The sequence below is a fragment of the Vibrio sp. A1-b2 genome (assembly GCF_021726015.1).
GTDB classification, from domain to species: domain Bacteria; phylum Pseudomonadota; class Gammaproteobacteria; order Enterobacterales; family Vibrionaceae; genus Vibrio; species Vibrio diazotrophicus.
Genome location: NZ_JAKKCI010000006.1, coordinates 114,067 through 130,679 on the forward strand (window position 1 = coordinate 114,067; position 16,613 = coordinate 130,679).

The 16,613-nt window shown below is 44.6% G+C and carries 13 protein-coding genes; 9 read left to right on the plus strand and 4 right to left on the minus strand.

The window, feature by feature from the left end; translation table 11 throughout:
• Positions 1 to 364 precede the first annotated feature (364 nt).
• On the minus strand, positions 365 to 2,998 hold the full coding sequence (ppc, locus tag L3V23_RS14225; protein ID WP_102962920.1) for a phosphoenolpyruvate carboxylase: 2,634 nt from the start codon (positions 2,996 to 2,998) through the stop codon (positions 365 to 367).
• 243 nt (positions 2,999 to 3,241) lie between these two features.
• A complete protein-coding gene (gene argE / locus L3V23_RS14230; RefSeq protein WP_042485055.1) occupies positions 3,242 to 4,378 on the minus strand; it encodes an acetylornithine deacetylase in 1,137 nt (378 codons plus the stop codon).
• Positions 4,379 to 4,534: 156 nt separating this feature from the next.
• Between argE and argC the strand changes: the two genes are divergently transcribed.
• The 4 genes from argC (at position 4,535) to argH (ending at position 9,710) form a co-directional block, all read left to right on the plus strand.
• On the plus strand, positions 4,535 to 5,539 hold the full coding sequence (gene argC / locus L3V23_RS14235; protein WP_102966326.1) for an N-acetyl-gamma-glutamyl-phosphate reductase: 1,005 nt from the start codon (positions 4,535 to 4,537) through the stop codon (positions 5,537 to 5,539).
• Positions 5,540 to 5,548: 9 nt separating this feature from the next.
• A complete protein-coding gene (gene argB / locus L3V23_RS14240) occupies positions 5,549 to 6,340 on the plus strand; it encodes an acetylglutamate kinase (protein ID WP_102966325.1) in 792 nt (263 codons plus the stop codon).
• A 131-nt stretch (positions 6,341 to 6,471) separates the two neighbouring features.
• Positions 6,472 to 7,686, plus strand: a complete 1,215-nt coding sequence (locus tag L3V23_RS14245; protein ID WP_102966324.1) for an argininosuccinate synthase — start codon at positions 6,472 to 6,474, stop codon at positions 7,684 to 7,686.
• Positions 7,687 to 7,835: 149 nt separating this feature from the next.
• Positions 7,836 to 9,710, plus strand: coding sequence for an argininosuccinate lyase (argH, locus tag L3V23_RS14250; RefSeq protein ID WP_042485068.1), 1,875 nt, complete (start codon positions 7,836 to 7,838; stop codon positions 9,708 to 9,710).
• 219 nt (positions 9,711 to 9,929) lie between these two features.
• On the opposite strand, the gene L3V23_RS14255 is transcribed toward argH, so the two are convergent.
• Complete coding sequence (locus L3V23_RS14255; RefSeq protein ID WP_102966323.1) at positions 9,930 to 10,184, minus strand: DUF3624 domain-containing protein; 255 nt, start codon at positions 10,182 to 10,184, stop codon at positions 9,930 to 9,932.
• A 138-nt stretch (positions 10,185 to 10,322) separates the two neighbouring features.
• On the opposite strand from L3V23_RS14255, the gene oxyR reads away from it, so the two are divergent.
• A complete protein-coding gene (gene oxyR / locus L3V23_RS14260; protein WP_102962850.1) occupies positions 10,323 to 11,216 on the plus strand; it encodes a DNA-binding transcriptional regulator OxyR in 894 nt (297 codons plus the stop codon).
• A gap of 66 nt (positions 11,217 to 11,282) precedes the next feature.
• Here oxyR and L3V23_RS14265 read toward each other — a convergent pair whose 3' ends face one another.
• The gene (locus L3V23_RS14265; RefSeq protein WP_102966322.1) at positions 11,283 to 13,760 is read right to left on the minus strand and encodes a PBP1A family penicillin-binding protein; all 2,478 of its coding nucleotides are present in this window, start codon (positions 13,758 to 13,760) and stop codon (positions 11,283 to 11,285) included.
• 143 nt (positions 13,761 to 13,903) lie between these two features.
• On the opposite strand from L3V23_RS14265, the gene pilM reads away from it, so the two are divergent.
• Genes pilM through L3V23_RS14285 form a run of 4 tightly spaced genes read left to right on the plus strand, consistent with a single transcriptional unit; the run spans position 13,904 to position 16,595 of the window.
• Positions 13,904 to 14,914 carry a type IV pilus assembly protein PilM gene (gene pilM / locus L3V23_RS14270; protein WP_102966321.1) on the plus strand — a complete coding sequence of 337 codons (1,011 nt, stop codon included), beginning with the start codon at positions 13,904 to 13,906 and terminating at the stop codon, positions 14,912 to 14,914.
• On the plus strand, positions 14,904 to 15,491 hold the full coding sequence (locus L3V23_RS14275) for a PilN domain-containing protein (RefSeq protein WP_102966320.1): 588 nt from the start codon (positions 14,904 to 14,906) through the stop codon (positions 15,489 to 15,491). The genes pilM and L3V23_RS14275 overlap by 11 nt, the downstream gene beginning before the upstream one ends.
• Positions 15,484 to 16,083, plus strand: coding sequence for a type 4a pilus biogenesis protein PilO (pilO, locus tag L3V23_RS14280; RefSeq protein WP_102966319.1), 600 nt, complete (start codon positions 15,484 to 15,486; stop codon positions 16,081 to 16,083). The genes L3V23_RS14275 and pilO overlap by 8 nt, the downstream gene beginning before the upstream one ends.
• Entirely contained in the window at positions 16,080 to 16,595 is a 516-nt protein-coding gene (locus L3V23_RS14285; protein ID WP_102966318.1) for a pilus assembly protein PilP, read from the plus strand. Before pilO ends, L3V23_RS14285 begins: the two co-directional genes overlap by 4 nt.
• The last annotated feature ends 18 nt before the right edge of the window (positions 16,596 to 16,613 follow it).

Genomic DNA, 16,613 nt, shown 5'->3' on the forward strand with positions numbered 1-16,613 from the left:
TAAGTTTAAAAATTGCTTAACTATCGTTTGTGCTTCTGTTGGCACGCTTTTTTTAACTTAAATAGTTAAAAACTTAATAGTTAGAAAACTTAAGCAAATTCAGCACAAGTGTGCTGTTCATGTCACCTTTAAAGCCGTTTATCACCTAGAGGTAGTTATGCGTATGCATACCTCGCTACGATGTATTTTTATTAGTCTCGGTATCGCAGAGGTGCAGTAGTATATCTAAATAATAAGCATAAAGTAGAATACAAGGACGTTTTGATACAAAAAACTGATATTATTCTCAATAAAATCTCCAAGCAAAATAAAAGGTCGCTAAATTGCGACCTTTTGGTGTTTTTATGAAACATTATACTGCTAATTAGCCTGTGTTGCGCATACCTGCTGCGATACCTGCAATGGTTACCATCAGAGCTTCTTCCAGCTCTGTCGCAGGTGTTTCCGTTTGACGAGTACGGTACAGCAGTTCTGCTTGTAGCATGTTCAATGGCTCTACATAGATACTGCGTAGACGAATGGATTCCTGACCCCAAGGATCGCTTTGCATCAGGTTTTCGTTGTTCTCTACATTCAGCACCGTCTTGATGTCTTTTTGTAGCTGATCACGCAGACGTTGACCGAGTGGGCGTAGCTTCTCATCAACCAGACGCTCATCATAGTAACGAGCCAAATCAACACTACATTTGGTGTACACCATTTCAAGCATGCCAAGGCGAGTTGAGAAGAATGGCCATTCACGACACATCTCTTCAAGCAGAGCTTGGTGACCTTTATCAATCGAGAACTGAATTGCCTCACCAGCGCCTAACCATGCAGGAAGCATCAAACGGTTTTGACTCCAAGAGAAGATCCAAGGAATCGCACGTAAGCTTTCTACGCCGCCATTCGGGTTACGTTTGGCAGGACGAGAGCCCAGAGGTAATTTGCCTAGCTCAAGCTCAGGTGTTGCTTGACGGAAGTAAGGAACAAAATCAGGCTCACCGCGAACCACTTGACGATAGGCTTCACAAGAAACTTCTGAAAGTGCATCCATCAAGTCACGCCAATCTTGTTTTGGCTCTGGTGGTGGCAATAGGTTTGCTTCAAGAATTGCACTTGCGTACATGTTGAAGCTATTCACGGCAATTTCAGGTAAGCCAAGCTTAAAGCGAATCATCTCACCTTGCTCGGTTACACGCAGACCACCTTTAAGACTCTTCGGTGGCTGAGAAAGCAGTGCCGCGTGTGCAGGTGCACCACCACGACCGATTGTACCGCCACGACCATGGAATAGAGTCAGTTCAATACCTTCTTGGTCACACACTTTCACCAGTGAATCCATTGCACGGTATTGCGCCCAGCCAGCAGACATTACGCCCGCATCTTTCGCTGAATCTGAATAACCGATCATCACCATTTGATGGTTTTGGATAAAGCCTCGGTAAAGGTCGATACTCATCAGTTGCTTGATAACGTCTTCAGCGTTGTTCAAGTCATCCAACGTTTCGAATAGCGGACACACGTCCATACGGTAAGGACAGCCTGCTTCTTGAAGCAATAGGTGCACGGCAAGCACATCTGAAGCAGTGCGAGCCATAGAGATGACATAAGCACCGAACGCTGCGCGTGGTTGTGCAGCAATGATCTTACAAGTATCAAGAACTTCTTGAACTTGCTCAGAAGGCTGCCAATCACGAGGAAGAAGAGGGCGCTTAGAGCTTAATTCATTGGTTAAGAATGAAATCTTGTCTTGTTCGCTCCAGTGATTGTAATCACCGATGCCTAAGTAACGAGTTAGCTCAGACAGAACATCCGCGTGGCGAGTACTTTCCTGACGGATATCAAGACGAACCAAGTGGACGCCAAATGCTTTGATACGGCGTAAAGTGTCTAGCAGTGAACCGTCAGCGATAACGCCCATACCGCACTCATGCAGTGACTTATAACACGCGTAAAGTGGGTCCCAAAGCTGGCTGATGTCCTGCAGTGGTGCTTTCTTCGGAAGTTTTTCTCCGTGCACTTTAGCATCCAGAACTTCGAGAGTTTCTTGGAGCAGTGAGCGTAAGCCTTTTAGAATTGCACGATACGGTTCGTGCTCATTTTCACCCGCAAGTTGGCGTAACTCATCACTGCATTTGGTCATCGATAGCTCGCTAACCAGCTCGTTGATGTCGCCTAGATAAAGGTCCGCCGCTTTCCAACGAGAAAGTAGCAATACTTCACGAGTAATGGTGTGAGTGACAAATGGGTTACCGTCTCGGTCACCACCCATCCAAGATGAGAAGTGAACTGGACGAGCGTCTAGAGGTAGACCTTCACCCAAGTACTCTTTTGCACGTTCATTAAGATCTCGTAGGAACTCAGGTACGGCTTGCCATAGAGAATTTTCTACAACAGCGAAGCCCCATTTGGCTTCGTCTAACGGTGTTGGGCGTTGTTGACGAATGACGTCTGAGTGCCAGCTTTGAGCAATTAATTGCTCTAGACGGCGTTCAGTTTTATGACGCTCTTTAGAAGAGAGTTCAGTTAACTCGAGTTTAGATAGACACTCATTTATTTTTACCAACTTGTTGATCATCGTACGACGAGTGATCTCTGTTGGGTGAGCGGTCAATACTAGTTCAATGTTGAGTTCGCGTAGTGCCTGTGCGGTATCGAGTTTACTAATAGAATTTTGGCTGAGTTTTGAAAACAGAGCATGGATTGAATCTGGTTCACACACATTCTCTTCACAATGACGTGAAATGGTGTGGTACTGCTCAGCGATATTGGTCAAATTCAAAAATTGGTTAAAAGCACGAGCCACTGGAGTCAACTGCTCGTTGGGAAGGCTTTTTATCTCTTCAATCAGTAGATTCCGATCCGCTTGATTACCTGCCATTGCAGATTTTGAAAGCTTACGAATGGTTTCCACTTTCTCTAAAATAACGTCGCCATCTGCATCTTGAATGGTTTTACCCAATAGATGCCCAAGCATGCTTACGTTACTTTTGAGTGCAGAGTATTGTTCGTTCATTGTCATCCTGCCTTGTAAAAAAATTACATCCTGTGTTCCTTGTTAGAAAGACAATTTATCTAAGTTTGCCCAGTCTAGTCAAATGATGCTGGTGATATCTTTGCCAGTTTTTACCTGTTTGTGTGCAATGTAAGTTTGCTCAATTTGAGTGGTTTGTTGGAATTTTCTTACAAAACAACAAGACGTTAATCACATTGTTATTAATGTGTTACGCCTTGTTGTTTGGCGGTTATAAGTCGTGAACTAGAAGCAGTACTTGTACATCGCCTTAGAAAGGATGTTAATGGTTGGGTCGATAAACTCGAAGGCCAAAAATTCGTCTGGCTGGTGAGCTTGGTCGATAGAACCCGGTCCCATGACCAGTGTCGGACATAACTCTTGTAGGAAAGGAGCTTCAGTACAATAGTTTACCGTTTGAGCTTCAACGCCGGTGATTTCGCTTATCCCTGCAATAAAAGGATGGTCATGTTCACATTCATAGCCAGGAATGGCATCGTGCAGCGGTTCGATCTCAATTCGTCCCGGCCATTTCTCTTGTACTTGAGTCAGTGCGCTACGCAGCATGTTGTCCAAACCATCAAGGCTAATGCCGGGGAGAGGGCGAACATCATAGTGCAGTTCACAGCAACCACAGATACGGTTCGGACTATCGCCTCCGTGGATATGTCCTAAGTTTAAGGTTGGACTTGGGATATCAAAACCGGGGTGGTGATACTCTTTGACTAATTTGTCGCGTAGTTGCATTAGTGCATAAAGCACTTCATGCATAATCTCAATTGCATTCACGCCTAGTGCAGGGTTTGAAGAGTGACCCGATTTCCCCGTAACACGAATGGCATTTGCCACATGTCCTTTATGACCACGAACTGGCACTAAGCTGGTTGGCTCACCAATAATGCAGTAATCAGGTTTGAATGGCGTATTTTGCGTGAAATGACGCGCTCCGAGCATGGTTGTTTCTTCATCACACGTAGCCAATATATAAAGAGGCTTTTTTTGCTTGCTCCAGTCCACTTTCTTCACTGCTTCTAAAATAAAAGCAAAGAAGCCTTTCATATCCGCAGTGCCTAAACCGTAAAAGCGGTTATTTGCTTCAGTCAACGCATGCGGATTAAAGTTCCAGCGACCCTCGTCGAAAGGAACGGTATCACTGTGACCGGATAGTAATAAGCCACCTTCACCTTCGCCTTTTTTAGCAATCAGGTTCTGTTTTCCTGGCGCAACTTGAACCACGTCCACTTGAAATCCTAAAGCGCTGCACCAGTCTGCCAATTTAGAAATGACTTGTTCGTTGCCTTCATCCCAACGACTATCGGTGGAGCTGATGGATGAGGTTGAAATAAGACCTTCATAAACCTCAAGGAAACTTGGCAATTGCATATATTATTTGCTCCTACTATTGACAGAATTACGTTGAAACTGTAAAACACATATTAAATCACTTTTAGTGAATAAAAAACCGATAAAAGTGCCAATTTTAAAGATTTATAGTCATTTTTAATTGTCGATTTTTTACTCGATTTAGGACGTTTTGAGATGTTAAAAACCACCATCATCGGCGCAAGCGGCTATACCGGAGCAGAACTGGCTCTTATGGTGCACAAACACCCTGATCTCACGCTATCAGGTTTATACGTTTCAGCCAACAGCGCTGATGCAGGAAAGTCAATTGGTCAGTTACACGGCAAACTATCAGGTCTGCTTGATGTGCCAGTGCAACCTTTAGTGGATGTTGAAAAAGTCGCGCAAGAGTGTGACGTGGTGTTTCTCGCGACTGCACATGAAGTCAGTCATGATCTTGCTCCTGTTTTTCTGGCCAACAACTGCCAAGTTTTTGATCTTTCTGGCGCTTACCGTGTGGATGGTGAGAGTTTCTATACTCAATACTATGGCTTTGAACATCAGCATGCTGATTGGTTAAAAAAAGCGGCTTATGGCTTGGCTGAGTGGAATCTAGAAAACATCAAACAGAGTCAACTGGTTGCTGTAGCTGGTTGTTACCCAACCGCGTCTCAACTAGCGATTAAGCCTCTGATTGAAAATGATTTGTTAGATGTACAACAGTGGCCTGTGATCAATGCTACCAGTGGTGTTTCGGGTGCGGGTCGTAAAGCGACACTGACCAACAGTTTTTGTGAAGTGAGCTTGCAACCTTATGGCGTGTTTAACCATCGTCATCAACCAGAAATTGCTACTCACCTTGCTCGTGACGTGATATTTACACCGCATTTGGGCAATTTTAAACGCGGTATTTTAGCCACGATTACGATGAAGTTAGCTCAAGGTGTAACGGCAGCACAAGTGCAGCAAGCATTTACTCAAGCTTACCAAGGTAAAGCGGCTGTGCGTCTGCGCTTGGATTCATTGCCGCGCATCCAAGATGTTGAATTTACTCCGTTCTGCGATATTGGTTGGAAAGTGCAGGGCGAACATATCATTGTCGTTTCAGCAATCGACAATTTATTAAAAGGTGCATCGAGTCAAGCGATGCAATGTTTAAACATTCATTACGGTTTCGATGAGCTAACTGCTCTGGTGTAAGGGTTATATATGACGGATACAAAACTAGATCCATTGGTGATTAAGTTAGGCGGCGCAGCTCTGTCTTGTTCAGAGACGCTAAGTAAGCTTTTCAGCGCAATCGCACAGTATCAAGCCCAAGCTCAGCGACGAATTGTTATCGTTCATGGTGGCGGTTACCTTGTGGATGATCTCATGGCGAAGTTGCAGTTACCAACCGTTAAAAAAGACGGTCTACGTGTAACGCCTTACGACCAAATTGGTGTAATTGCTGGTGCACTCGCAGGCACAGCGAACAAGATGCTGCAAGGTCAGGCAATTAAAGATGGCTTAAACGCTGTGGGTTTATGTCTGGCTGATGGCGGTTTATGTGTAGTAGAAGAACTCGACCCTGAACTGGGCGCTGTCGGTAAATCAACGGCAGGTGATGGCACTGTGACTAAGCTTCTGCTTGAAGCCGGTGTCGTTCCTATCATCAGCTCAATTGGTTTGACAAAAGACGGTCAAATGATGAACGTAAATGCTGACCAAGCGGCAGTCTCTGTTGCCAGCGCACTGGATGCAGAGTTAGTTCTTTTATCTGACGTGAGTGGTGTACTGGATGGCAAAGGTCATCTGATTGCATCCCTTGATGAGTCAAAAGCAAAAAGCTTAATTGAAGGTAAAGTGATTACCGACGGCATGATCGTAAAAGTAAATGCTGCATTGGATGCCGCGAAAGAGCTTGGTCGTCCTATTGAAGTGGCGACATGGCGTTATCCAGAAAAGCTTGCCAAGTTGTTTTCAGGTGAAAGTATCGGTACTCAATTTTTACCTCAGTAATCATTTAGAAATAGCTATTAAAGAGCAACGAATTTAAATCGATTAGTTAACGTTGCTCTTTAAACAAAAGAATTTAAAGGAATCCTGAGCCCTGACCGCCAAGTGCAGAGCCAGAAATTTGGAGATATAAAATGAGCAAAGTTCAAGTCAAAAAAGTTGTCGTAGCCTACTCTGGCGGTCTAGATACATCTGTAATCATTCCATGGTTGAAAGAAAACTATGGCTGTGAAGTAGTGGCATTCGTTGCTGATGTTGGTCAAGGCGCAGAAGAATTAGTTGGTATCGAAGAAAAAGCTATCGCTTCTGGTGCATCAGAGTGTTACGTCGTTGACCTGAAAGAAGAGTTAGTAAAAGACTATATTTACCCAACGCTAAAAACAGGTGCATACTACGAAGGTAAATACCTACTAGGTACTTCTATGGCTCGTCCTGTGATTGCAAAAGCGCAAGTAGAAGTAGCACGTAAAGTAGGTGCAGACGCACTTGCTCACGGCTGTACTGGTAAAGGTAACGACCAAGTTCGTTTCGAAGGTGCATTTGCAGCACTAGCACCAGATCTACATGTTATTGCTCCTTGGCGTGAATGGGACCTTGTTAGCCGTGAAGAGTGTCTTGACTACCTAGCAGAGCGCAATATCCCATGTGCAGCATCACTGACTAAAATCTACTCTCGTGATGCAAACGCATGGCACATCTCAACAGAAGGTGGTGTGTTGGAAAGCACTTGGAATGCACCAAACGCAGATTGCTGGGCGTGGACTGTTGACCCAGAGCAAGCGCCAAATGAAGCGGAATACGTTACTCTGAAAGTGCAAAAAGGCCAAGTGGTAGCTGTAGATGGTAAAGAACTTTCTCCATACCAAGCGCTTATTGCACTGAATGAGAAAGGCGTGAAACATGGTATTGGTCGTATCGATATCGTTGAAAACCGTCTTGTAGGTATGAAGTCTCGTGGTTGTTACGAAACTCCGGGAGGCACGATCATGATGGAAGCGCTACGTGCCGTTGAACAACTTGTACTGGATAAAGCTTCATTTGAATTCCGCGAAGAAATCGGTATCAAAGCTTCTCACCTAGTTTATGACGGTCGTTGGTTCACTCCACTACGTAAATCAGTGTTTGCTGCGGCAGATGCACTAGCAGAAGACGTTAACGGTGAAGTGGTGATCAAACTTTACAAAGGCCAAGCAACTGCAACACAAAAACGTTCTGAAAACAGCTTGTACTCAGAAGAGTTTGCAACCTTCGGTGCTGATGAAGTTTACGACCAAAGCCATGCAGGCGGCTTCATCCGTCTTTACTCTTTGGCTAGCCGTATCAAAGCATTGAACGAAGCTAAGAAGTAATCCCTAAGTTCCCGTCAAAGGGAACTAAGATAGAAACAAAAAAAGGATCGCTCAAGCGCGATCCTTAATTATAAAAAACACTTAAACACTGGCAGAAATGAAGTATTCTTTGGTCAATTAACCAAGGAATTAGATGCAGGAGAAGCACAATGGCATTATGGGGCGGAAGATTTACCCAGGCAGCAGATACGAGATTCAAAGAGTTTAATGATTCATTGCGCTTTGACTACCGATTGGCTGAGCAAGACATTGTGGGTTCTATTGCGTGGTCGAAAGCTCTGCTTTCTGTCAATGTTCTGAGTGAAGACGAACAGCAAAAACTTGAGTTGGCATTAAATGAGCTCAAGCTTGAAGTGATGGAAGACCCTGAGCAGATTTTGCGTTCAGATGCTGAAGATATCCACTCATGGGTAGAGCAGCAGCTGATCGGTAAAGTTGGTGACTTAGGTAAAAAGCTTCATACTGGCCGTTCACGTAACGACCAAGTAGCGACTGACCTGAAACTTTGGTGTCGTCAGCAAGGTCAACAACTGCTTATTGCACTTGATCGTTTACAAAGCAAAATGGTTGCAGTAGCAAGAGAACATCAAGGCACAGTGCTGCCGGGTTATACCCACTTGCAACGTGCCCAGCCTGTGACTTTTGCTCACTGGTGTCTAGCTTATGTTGAGATGTTTGAGCGTGATTATTCACGTGTGAGTGATGCAATTAAGCGTCTTGATACTTGTCCGCTAGGCTCTGGTGCTCTTGCTGGTACAGCGTATCCAATGGATCGTGAAAAGCTGGCTCATAACCTTGGCTTCCGTCGCGCGACTCGTAACTCACTGGATTCCGTTTCAGACCGTGATCACGTGATGGAGTTAATGTCTGTCGCGTCTATCTCGATGCTGCACCTTTCTCGTCTAGCTGAAGATATGATTTTCTACAACTCAGGTGAGTCTGGTTTCATTGAGTTGGCAGATACCGTTACTTCCGGTTCATCACTGATGCCGCAAAAGAAAAACCCAGATGCGCTTGAGCTTATCCGTGGTAAAACTGGTCGTGTTTACGGTTCGTTAGCGGGCATGATGATGACGGTTAAAGCGCTACCGTTGGCATACAACAAAGATATGCAAGAAGACAAAGAAGGTCTGTTCGACGCTTTGGATACTTGGAATGATTGTATGGAAATGGCGGCGCTATGTTTTGAAGGCATCAAAGTGAACGGTGAACGTACACTAGAAGCGGCGAAACAAGGCTATGCAAACTCAACCGAGCTAGCGGATTACCTAGTAGCGAAAGGCATTCCATTCCGTGAAGCGCATCATATCGTGGGTGTCACTGTGGTTGCTGCCATTGCAAAAGGCTGCGCGTTGGAAGAGTTAACGCTAGAAGAGCTGAAAGCCTTCTCGCCAGTGATTGAAGACGATGTGTATGCGATTCTGACCATTGAGTCTTGTTTGGAAAAACGTAGTGCTCTTGGTGGCGTAGCGCCTCATCAGGTGGCTTATGCAGTCGAGCAAGCAGAGTCACGTTTATCTAAACGAGATGCCACATCTGTGAAGGTGCGTCCTGCTCGTCTAACAGACATTGAAGCATTAGAGGGCATGGTAACTTACTGGGCGAATATGGGTGAAAACCTACCGCGTTCTCGTAATGAAATCGTGCGCGACATTGGTTCATTTGCGGTAGCGGAACATAATGGCGAAATCACAGGCTGTGCTTCTCTGTATGTCTATGACTCTGGCTTAGCTGAAATTCGTTCACTCGGCGTTGAAGCGGGCTGGCAAGGTCAAGGGCAGGGTACGGCGATTGTTCAATATCTAGTGAGTAAAGCGCGCCAAATGGCGATCAAGAAAGTATTCGTTCTGACTCGTACCCCTGAGTTCTTTATGAAGCTAGACTTTATTCCAACGTCAAAAACTTTGTTGCCTGAGAAAGTTCTTAAAGATTGCGAGAAATGTCCTCGTCAGCATGCTTGTGATGAAGTTGCGCTTGAAGTGAATGTTTCAGAGCAGCTTATTACTAAGATGAAAGTTGCATAAGCTATTGAATCTTAAGTCTGGAAAATAAGATCGAAAAAGATCAAAATTTTCCGGAACCAATCAGAAAAAGCACGGTCTACTTTAATACCACTGCTTTTTCTTAGAAGAATCTAAGAGAGCCCTAAAACAATTATTGATTTTAGGGCTTTTTCTTTTTCTGGAGTAATCATTTTCCCTCCGTTATACGTTCCCTAATAATTGATGTCTCTTAACACGTCTCTAATCGTCTTTCCCTTGTCGTTTGCGCCAAGGAAGAATGACGAATTTCATCCACAGGTGTAGAAAAAGCAGAGCGTTGAAAGCAAAGCCTGCGATTATCAGCGCGATAGATTCAATACTGCGTGGATCTTGCTTAAAGAAGAAAAACCATACCACCCAGCAAAGCACAGACAAAACGGTGAGCTGATCCATGCAGCGCTGGCATTTACCTATCTTCTTCCAAAACCAATTTTGTTGGCAGTTATTGCAAGCCATCTCTTCTTACCTTAAAGAAATCATCGTATCGGGTTTAACCTCATTATCGTCATATAGATTAAATTAGTCACAAAATCTTTGATAGACCCAATCAGTTGATGTTATGGTTTTGATAGTTCAATTCTATCGGGGTGAATAATGAATATTCGGGACTTTGAATATTTGGTTTCGTTGGCTGAGCACAAACATTTTCGCAAAGCAGCGGAAGCGTGTTTTGTTAGTCAGCCAACACTAAGTGGTCAGATTCGTAAATTGGAAGATGAACTGGGTACAGTTTTACTGGAACGAAGCAGTCGACGTGTGCTTTTTACTGAGTCTGGTCTGCAATTGGTTGATCAGGCGAAACGCATCTTAAGTGAAGTAAAAACCTTCAAGGATATGGCGAGCAAGCAGACTGGCGCAATGACGGGGCCGATGCATATTGGATTTATTCCGACTCTTGGTCCTTATTTGTTGCCTAGGATTGTGCCATCTCTGAAAGAGCATTTCCCTGAACTGGAGCTTTTTCTGCACGAAGCTCAAACTCACCAGCTTGTGCAGCAGTTGGAAGATGGTAAGTTGGACTGTTTAGTTCTGGCTGCGGTAGATGAAACGGCTCAGTTTAAAGAGATTGAAGTTTATGACGAACCAATGAGCATCGCTGTTCCATGTGATCATCCTTGGGCTACTCGTGATGAAGTCGACATGTTAGATCTTAACGGCAAGACAGTGTTAGCGCTTGGCGATGGGCACTGCCTGCGAGATCAGGCATTAGGTTTCTGTTTTGCAGCGGGCGCAAAAGATGATGTTCGCTTTAAAGCCACCAGTTTAGAAACGCTGCGCAATATGGTCGCCGCAGGAGCAGGTATTACCTTATTGCCGAAACTTTCTCTGCCTAAAGAAAAGGTCAAAGACGGTGTTTGCTATATAAAAGCGGTAAACCCTGAGCCTTCACGTCGACTTGTGGTGGCCTACCGACCGGGTTCACCTTTGCGTCAGCGCTTTGAAACTCTAGCTAAGTTGATGAAAGAAACTTTAGAAGCTCAAGCCTGACAAGAATAACGTGCATAAAAAAGAGGCTGTTAAGCCTCTTTTTTCTTTTTGATGCAGCAGAGTTATCTAGAACAACTCGTCGCCACCGCTATTTGAGTAAATATCACCAGATAGGCTTTCTTGAACGTACTCTTTTGGCTCTGTGCCCTTCAAGAAATACTCGAACATTGAGGTCTCATCCTGTTTGTTCGTCAGTAAGCCTGTATCGCGGTCAATACGCACGCGAACAATGTTGTTTGGCAAAGCTTTCTCTTGTTCTGGTACACCTTCAAGTGCTTGGCTCATAAACTCAATCCATGCTGGTTGAGCCGTTTTTGCACCCGCTTCAGCGCCTGCCACATCATCTTCGATATTTGGATTTGGTATTGTCTTACCTAGGTTTCGGCTGTGTTCATCAAAACCTACCCAAGCAATCGCAACAATGCCCGGAGCATAACCGTTGTACCAAGCATCTTTAGAGTCGTTGGTTGTACCTGTTTTACCGCCGATATCTCTGCGCTTAAGGGCTTGAGCACGCCAACCTGTGCCGTTCCAACCTGTTTTTTCCGCCCAATTACCGCCACCCCAAATGTTGCTGTACATCATTTCGCGAACAAGGAATGCTGTCTGCTCAGAGATAACTTGCTTAGCAATGTGAGTTTCAGCGTCTTGCTCATCAAACTCGTTTGTAGCTTTTGGACAGTTTTGACGACAAACAATCGTCGGTTCGGCTTCAAATTCTAATTCACCGTACGGGCCTTCTACTTTTTGAATGTAGTATGGCTCAACGTAGTAACCACCGTTGGCAAATACAGAATAACCTTGCGCCATTTTTACTGGCGTTAAACTGCCTGCACCAAGCGCAATAGTCTCAGATTTTGGTAGTTGGTCGATATCAAAACCAAAGCGAGTCAGGTATTGGCGAGTATCTTCCAAGCCTACTTCACGCAATACGCGAACGGCCATTACGTTCTTAGATTGCGCCAAACCGATACGTACACGCGTTGGACCTGTGTATGTTGGTGGTGAGTTCTTAGGACGCCATGCTGTGCCTTGGCTTTCGTCCCATTGGTTAATCGGCGCATCGTTGATGAGTGTTGCCAGTGTTAATCCTTTATCTATAGCTGCAGCATAGATAAACGGCTTAATACTTGAACCTACTTGGCGTACAGATTGAGTCGCTCGGTTGAACTTGTTGTGAACAAAGTTAAAACCACCAACAAGTGCTTCTATCGAACCGTTTTCAGGATCCATAGCAACAAAAGCCGTGTTGGCATTTGGAACTTGGCTTAACTGCCAAACCGGATTTTCGGACTCATCTTCAGAGACTTTACGTACCCAGATTTGTTCACCAGCTGTTAGGATTTCTTTGGTACTGGTTGGAAGAGGACCTTGGCGATCATCAGTAACAAAGCGACGAGCCCAGTTCATGTTATTCCAATCAATAGTGAATTCACCTTGGTTCTTAACCCAAACTGTCGCTGATTTTGCTTCAGTGTTCAGAACAACCGCAGGAGAAAGTTCACCATAAGTCGGTTCGTTTTTAAGATGTTCAACAATTTGTTCTTCAGTCCAAACCGCTTGACCAGATTTCCACAACTCTTTTTCTGCTCCACGGTAGCCGTGGCGTTCATCGTAGGCAATCAAGTTATGAATTGCGGCCAAGTTCGCCGCCTGTTGGCGTTTAGAATCTACCGTGGTGTAAATGTTCATTCCTGAGGTATAAGCATCTTCGCCGTAGCGTTCAATCATCCAAGCACGTGCAATCTCTGCCACATATGGCGCGTTAAGTTCGATCTCTGCGCCGTGATAGTTGGTTGGCAGAACCTCGGCACGAGCTTGTTCATACTGTTCTTGAGTGATGTACTTTTCAGAAAGCATACGAGCCAAAACCACATTACGGCGGTTGGTTGCGCGTTCTAAAGAGTAGATAGGGTTCATCGTTGATGGTGCTTTTGGCAGACCTGCGATAAGCGCGATTTCACCTAAGCTTAAATCTTTTACTTCTTTGCCGAAGTAAGACTGCGCGGCTGCCCCAACACCGTATGAACGGTAGCCCAAGTAGATTTTGTTCAGATATAGCTCAAGAATTTCTTCTTTTGATAACAGCTGTTCAATATGGATTGCGATAAAAATCTCTTTGATTTTACGCATAATTTTCTTCTCGTTAGACAAGAAGAAGTTACGAGCCAACTGTTGAGTGATAGTACTTGCACCTTGAGATGCACTACCTGATGCAACAACCGCAAAGGCCGCACGGGTAATTCCAATCGGGTCAAAACCGTAGTGGTCATAGAAACGAGAGTCTTCGGTTGCAATGATCGCTTCAATCAGCTCTTTTGGCATCTCTTCCAGTTTAAGAGGAATACGACGCTTCTCACCGAACTGAGCGATGAGCTTGCCATCTTTACTAAAGACTTGCATTGGAGTTTGCAGCTTAACGTCACGTAAAGTAGCGACGTCAGGCAGCTCTGGTTTCACATATAAATAGAAACCAAAAATTGTACTGACTCCAAGAGCTGTGCAAATCAATGAAAAAATTATTAAACGCTTTATGAACTTCACCGGAGAATCCCTGTTTAGTAGAGGCTGCCTTAATGCAAACCCTAGTACTCTAAGCTAAAAATTTAGCTCTCAAAAGTAGTTACCGCTTATTTCCCCATTTAATAGGCGTAATGAGCGGAGCTTTCTTATTGGAGTAGAGCTATATGGTTCAATCATTAGTTATGGGTGTCGATATCGGCCACCATAGTATTAAAGCAGTGGTCCTAAAACCTGCAGACAGTAAGTATACGCTGTTAGGTTATAAGGAAATACGAGTTGCTGACGATATTTTCGCTGATAACCATGCCTTGGTTTATCAGAAAATTGTAAAGAAACTCAAAGAACTAAAAAAGGGTTTACCTTTATTTAGTCGAAAAGTTGTTATTGCCATCCCCGATAACACCGTAATTAGTAAAGTATTACAAATAGATAGTGAGCTTGAACCTAATGAACGCGAGTTCGCTATTCATCAAGCGTTTTCTCATCAATCTCCTTACCTGATGGAAGAGGTCAGTCTGGATTTTATTCCAGTCATAAAGCATCCATCGCCTGAGACAAAGACTAGCCAAAATAATATAGCAGCCTACCAAGTGTATGCCACTAAGCGAGATGTTGTAGAGAGCCGTACAGTGGCTTTGGAAAAAGCGGGTTTTAAGCCGATTCTGGCTGAAGTGCAAACCCATGCTTTAGTTCAGTTGTGGCAACTGTTCAGCAAAACTTATGCACGCACTGATTGGTTGCTGGTGGATGTCGGTCATACCCAAACCACCTTGTGCTTAGATTTTGCCAATAAAGCACCTTTTTATAAGCAGATTGCAGAAGGTGCTTCTCAGGTATCGACTCAATCAGAAAATGAAGATTCTGTTGTAATAAAAGACAACGTCAATGAGCTGGTGGAGAAGATCGCCAAGCAAATTCAGTTGTTCATATCGGTGAACGGTGCGGCAAGTCTTACCGGAATTTGGTTAACCGGTGGTGGGGCAAATATCGACGCGATACAAAGCGCGTTGATAGAGAAGGTCGACCTCATGTGCGGCGTGTTAGACCCATTTAGCGTATTCCATGACAAAGCGAGCAAGCGTTACCGTTCTGAATTGCCTGTAGCGGCTTTTGCCACGGCGGCAGGACTTGCCGCACGCGGCATCAATTGGTTGGAGGTTGAACATGCTGCATAGCATTAACCTTCTTCCGTGGCGAGAGGCTCAAAAGAAAGCTCACAGGCAGCGATTTATTCATATCTCTTTACTGGCGGTTGGTTTCGCTGTCGCCATGCAATGGGCTGCGGGATGGTATGTCGATGATCAAGTGACTAGAGAGCAAGGCCGTGTTGAGTTTTTGAATCGGCACATCGCGGAACTGGATAGACAAATCAATTCACTCAAGCAAGTTGAAAAAGAGTATCAGGACCTGATGGTTCGTTTCGATATGGTTGAGTCACTGCAGAAAAAGCGTAACAAAACCACTCAGTTTATGGATCACATCCCCCGACTCATTCCAGAGGGGGTGTACGTAGACCAAATGAGCATGAATGGTCACAGCATTGAGCTTCGGGGTATCAGTGACAGCACTGCGCGACTTGCGACGATGTTGGATCTGTTGGAGAACTCTTCTTATATCTCGGATGTTGAAATGCATTCTATCGTGTCTGGCAGCCATCGGTTTGGCAAGCAATTTCAGAGCTTTCAAGTGTCGTTTTCGTTCCATATGGAAGCAAGTGACGCAGCACCTTTAAAGGAGGTGACGAATGGGTGATTTTAAAAACCTAGAGCTTGACGAAATATTGGATTGGCCACGATTGCCACAGCTCGTGGTGTTGCTACTTGTCGTGGTGCTAATTCAAGGTGCGGGATATTGGTTTTATCTTGTGCCCAAGCAAGAGCATTTGAGCGCGCTCATTGAAGAAGAACAAACGCTAAAGTCCACCATTCGAATTAAAGCGCATAAAGCTGCAACTCTGCCGCAACTCAAAGCTCAACTCGATGAACTCTCAGAACGTTATGACTATTTGTTACAGCAACTACCCGAGCAGAAAGAGCTGGCCAGTATGTTGGCGGCGGTCAATGAACTGGGCATCAAACATCAACTGAGTTTCAATCGGATGGATTGGGGTGAAAAAGAACAACAAGCATTTTTATATCGCCTGCCTCTTAATCTTGAGCTGACAGGTGAATATCACCATATTGGCCAGTTCTCACAAGCCATCGCTCAGTTGCCAAGGATTATCTATTTCGAGAACGTTGATTTTCAGCGAGCCAGTCAGGACAGCCAGAAATTGAGCGTCAATGTACGAGCCTTTACCTATCAGTATCAGCCGGATTCGCTAACCTCAGGAGGTCAACAATGAAGAGTAAATCCTGTTGTTGGATCTTGATATGTATCGGATTGATCGGTTGTCAGGCGAATGAAGATTCACTTTCAGATTATATCGAGCAAGTCACGCTTCAAGCGCGAAAGGAGATCGTTCCACGGCAACCAATCGTACCTTTTGAAGCCTTTTTATACGTGAATACCAATGCAAGAGAGCCTTTCGATCTTCCAAGAGAAGCGGTGATTCAAAATCAACCCAAGGCGAAAAAAGATTGTTGGCAACCTGCGCTGCGTAAGCAAAAGGATCTTTTAGAAAGCTTTGCGCTAAGCCAATTGAAGTTTAAAGGCGTAATGAGTAATGGCAAAAGTACGTCAGCACTGATTCAGACTCCAGAAGGAAAGCTGGCTTATGTAGCAAAGGGACAATACATCGGCATCAATCATGGAAAAGTGTATGAGGTCACCAAGCAGTACTTGTTAATCAAAGAGACTTTGCCAGATGGCTTAGGGTGTTGGAATCAGCGCAGCATCAAGCTGGCTCTGAAGTAGATTGTGGAGAAAACGATC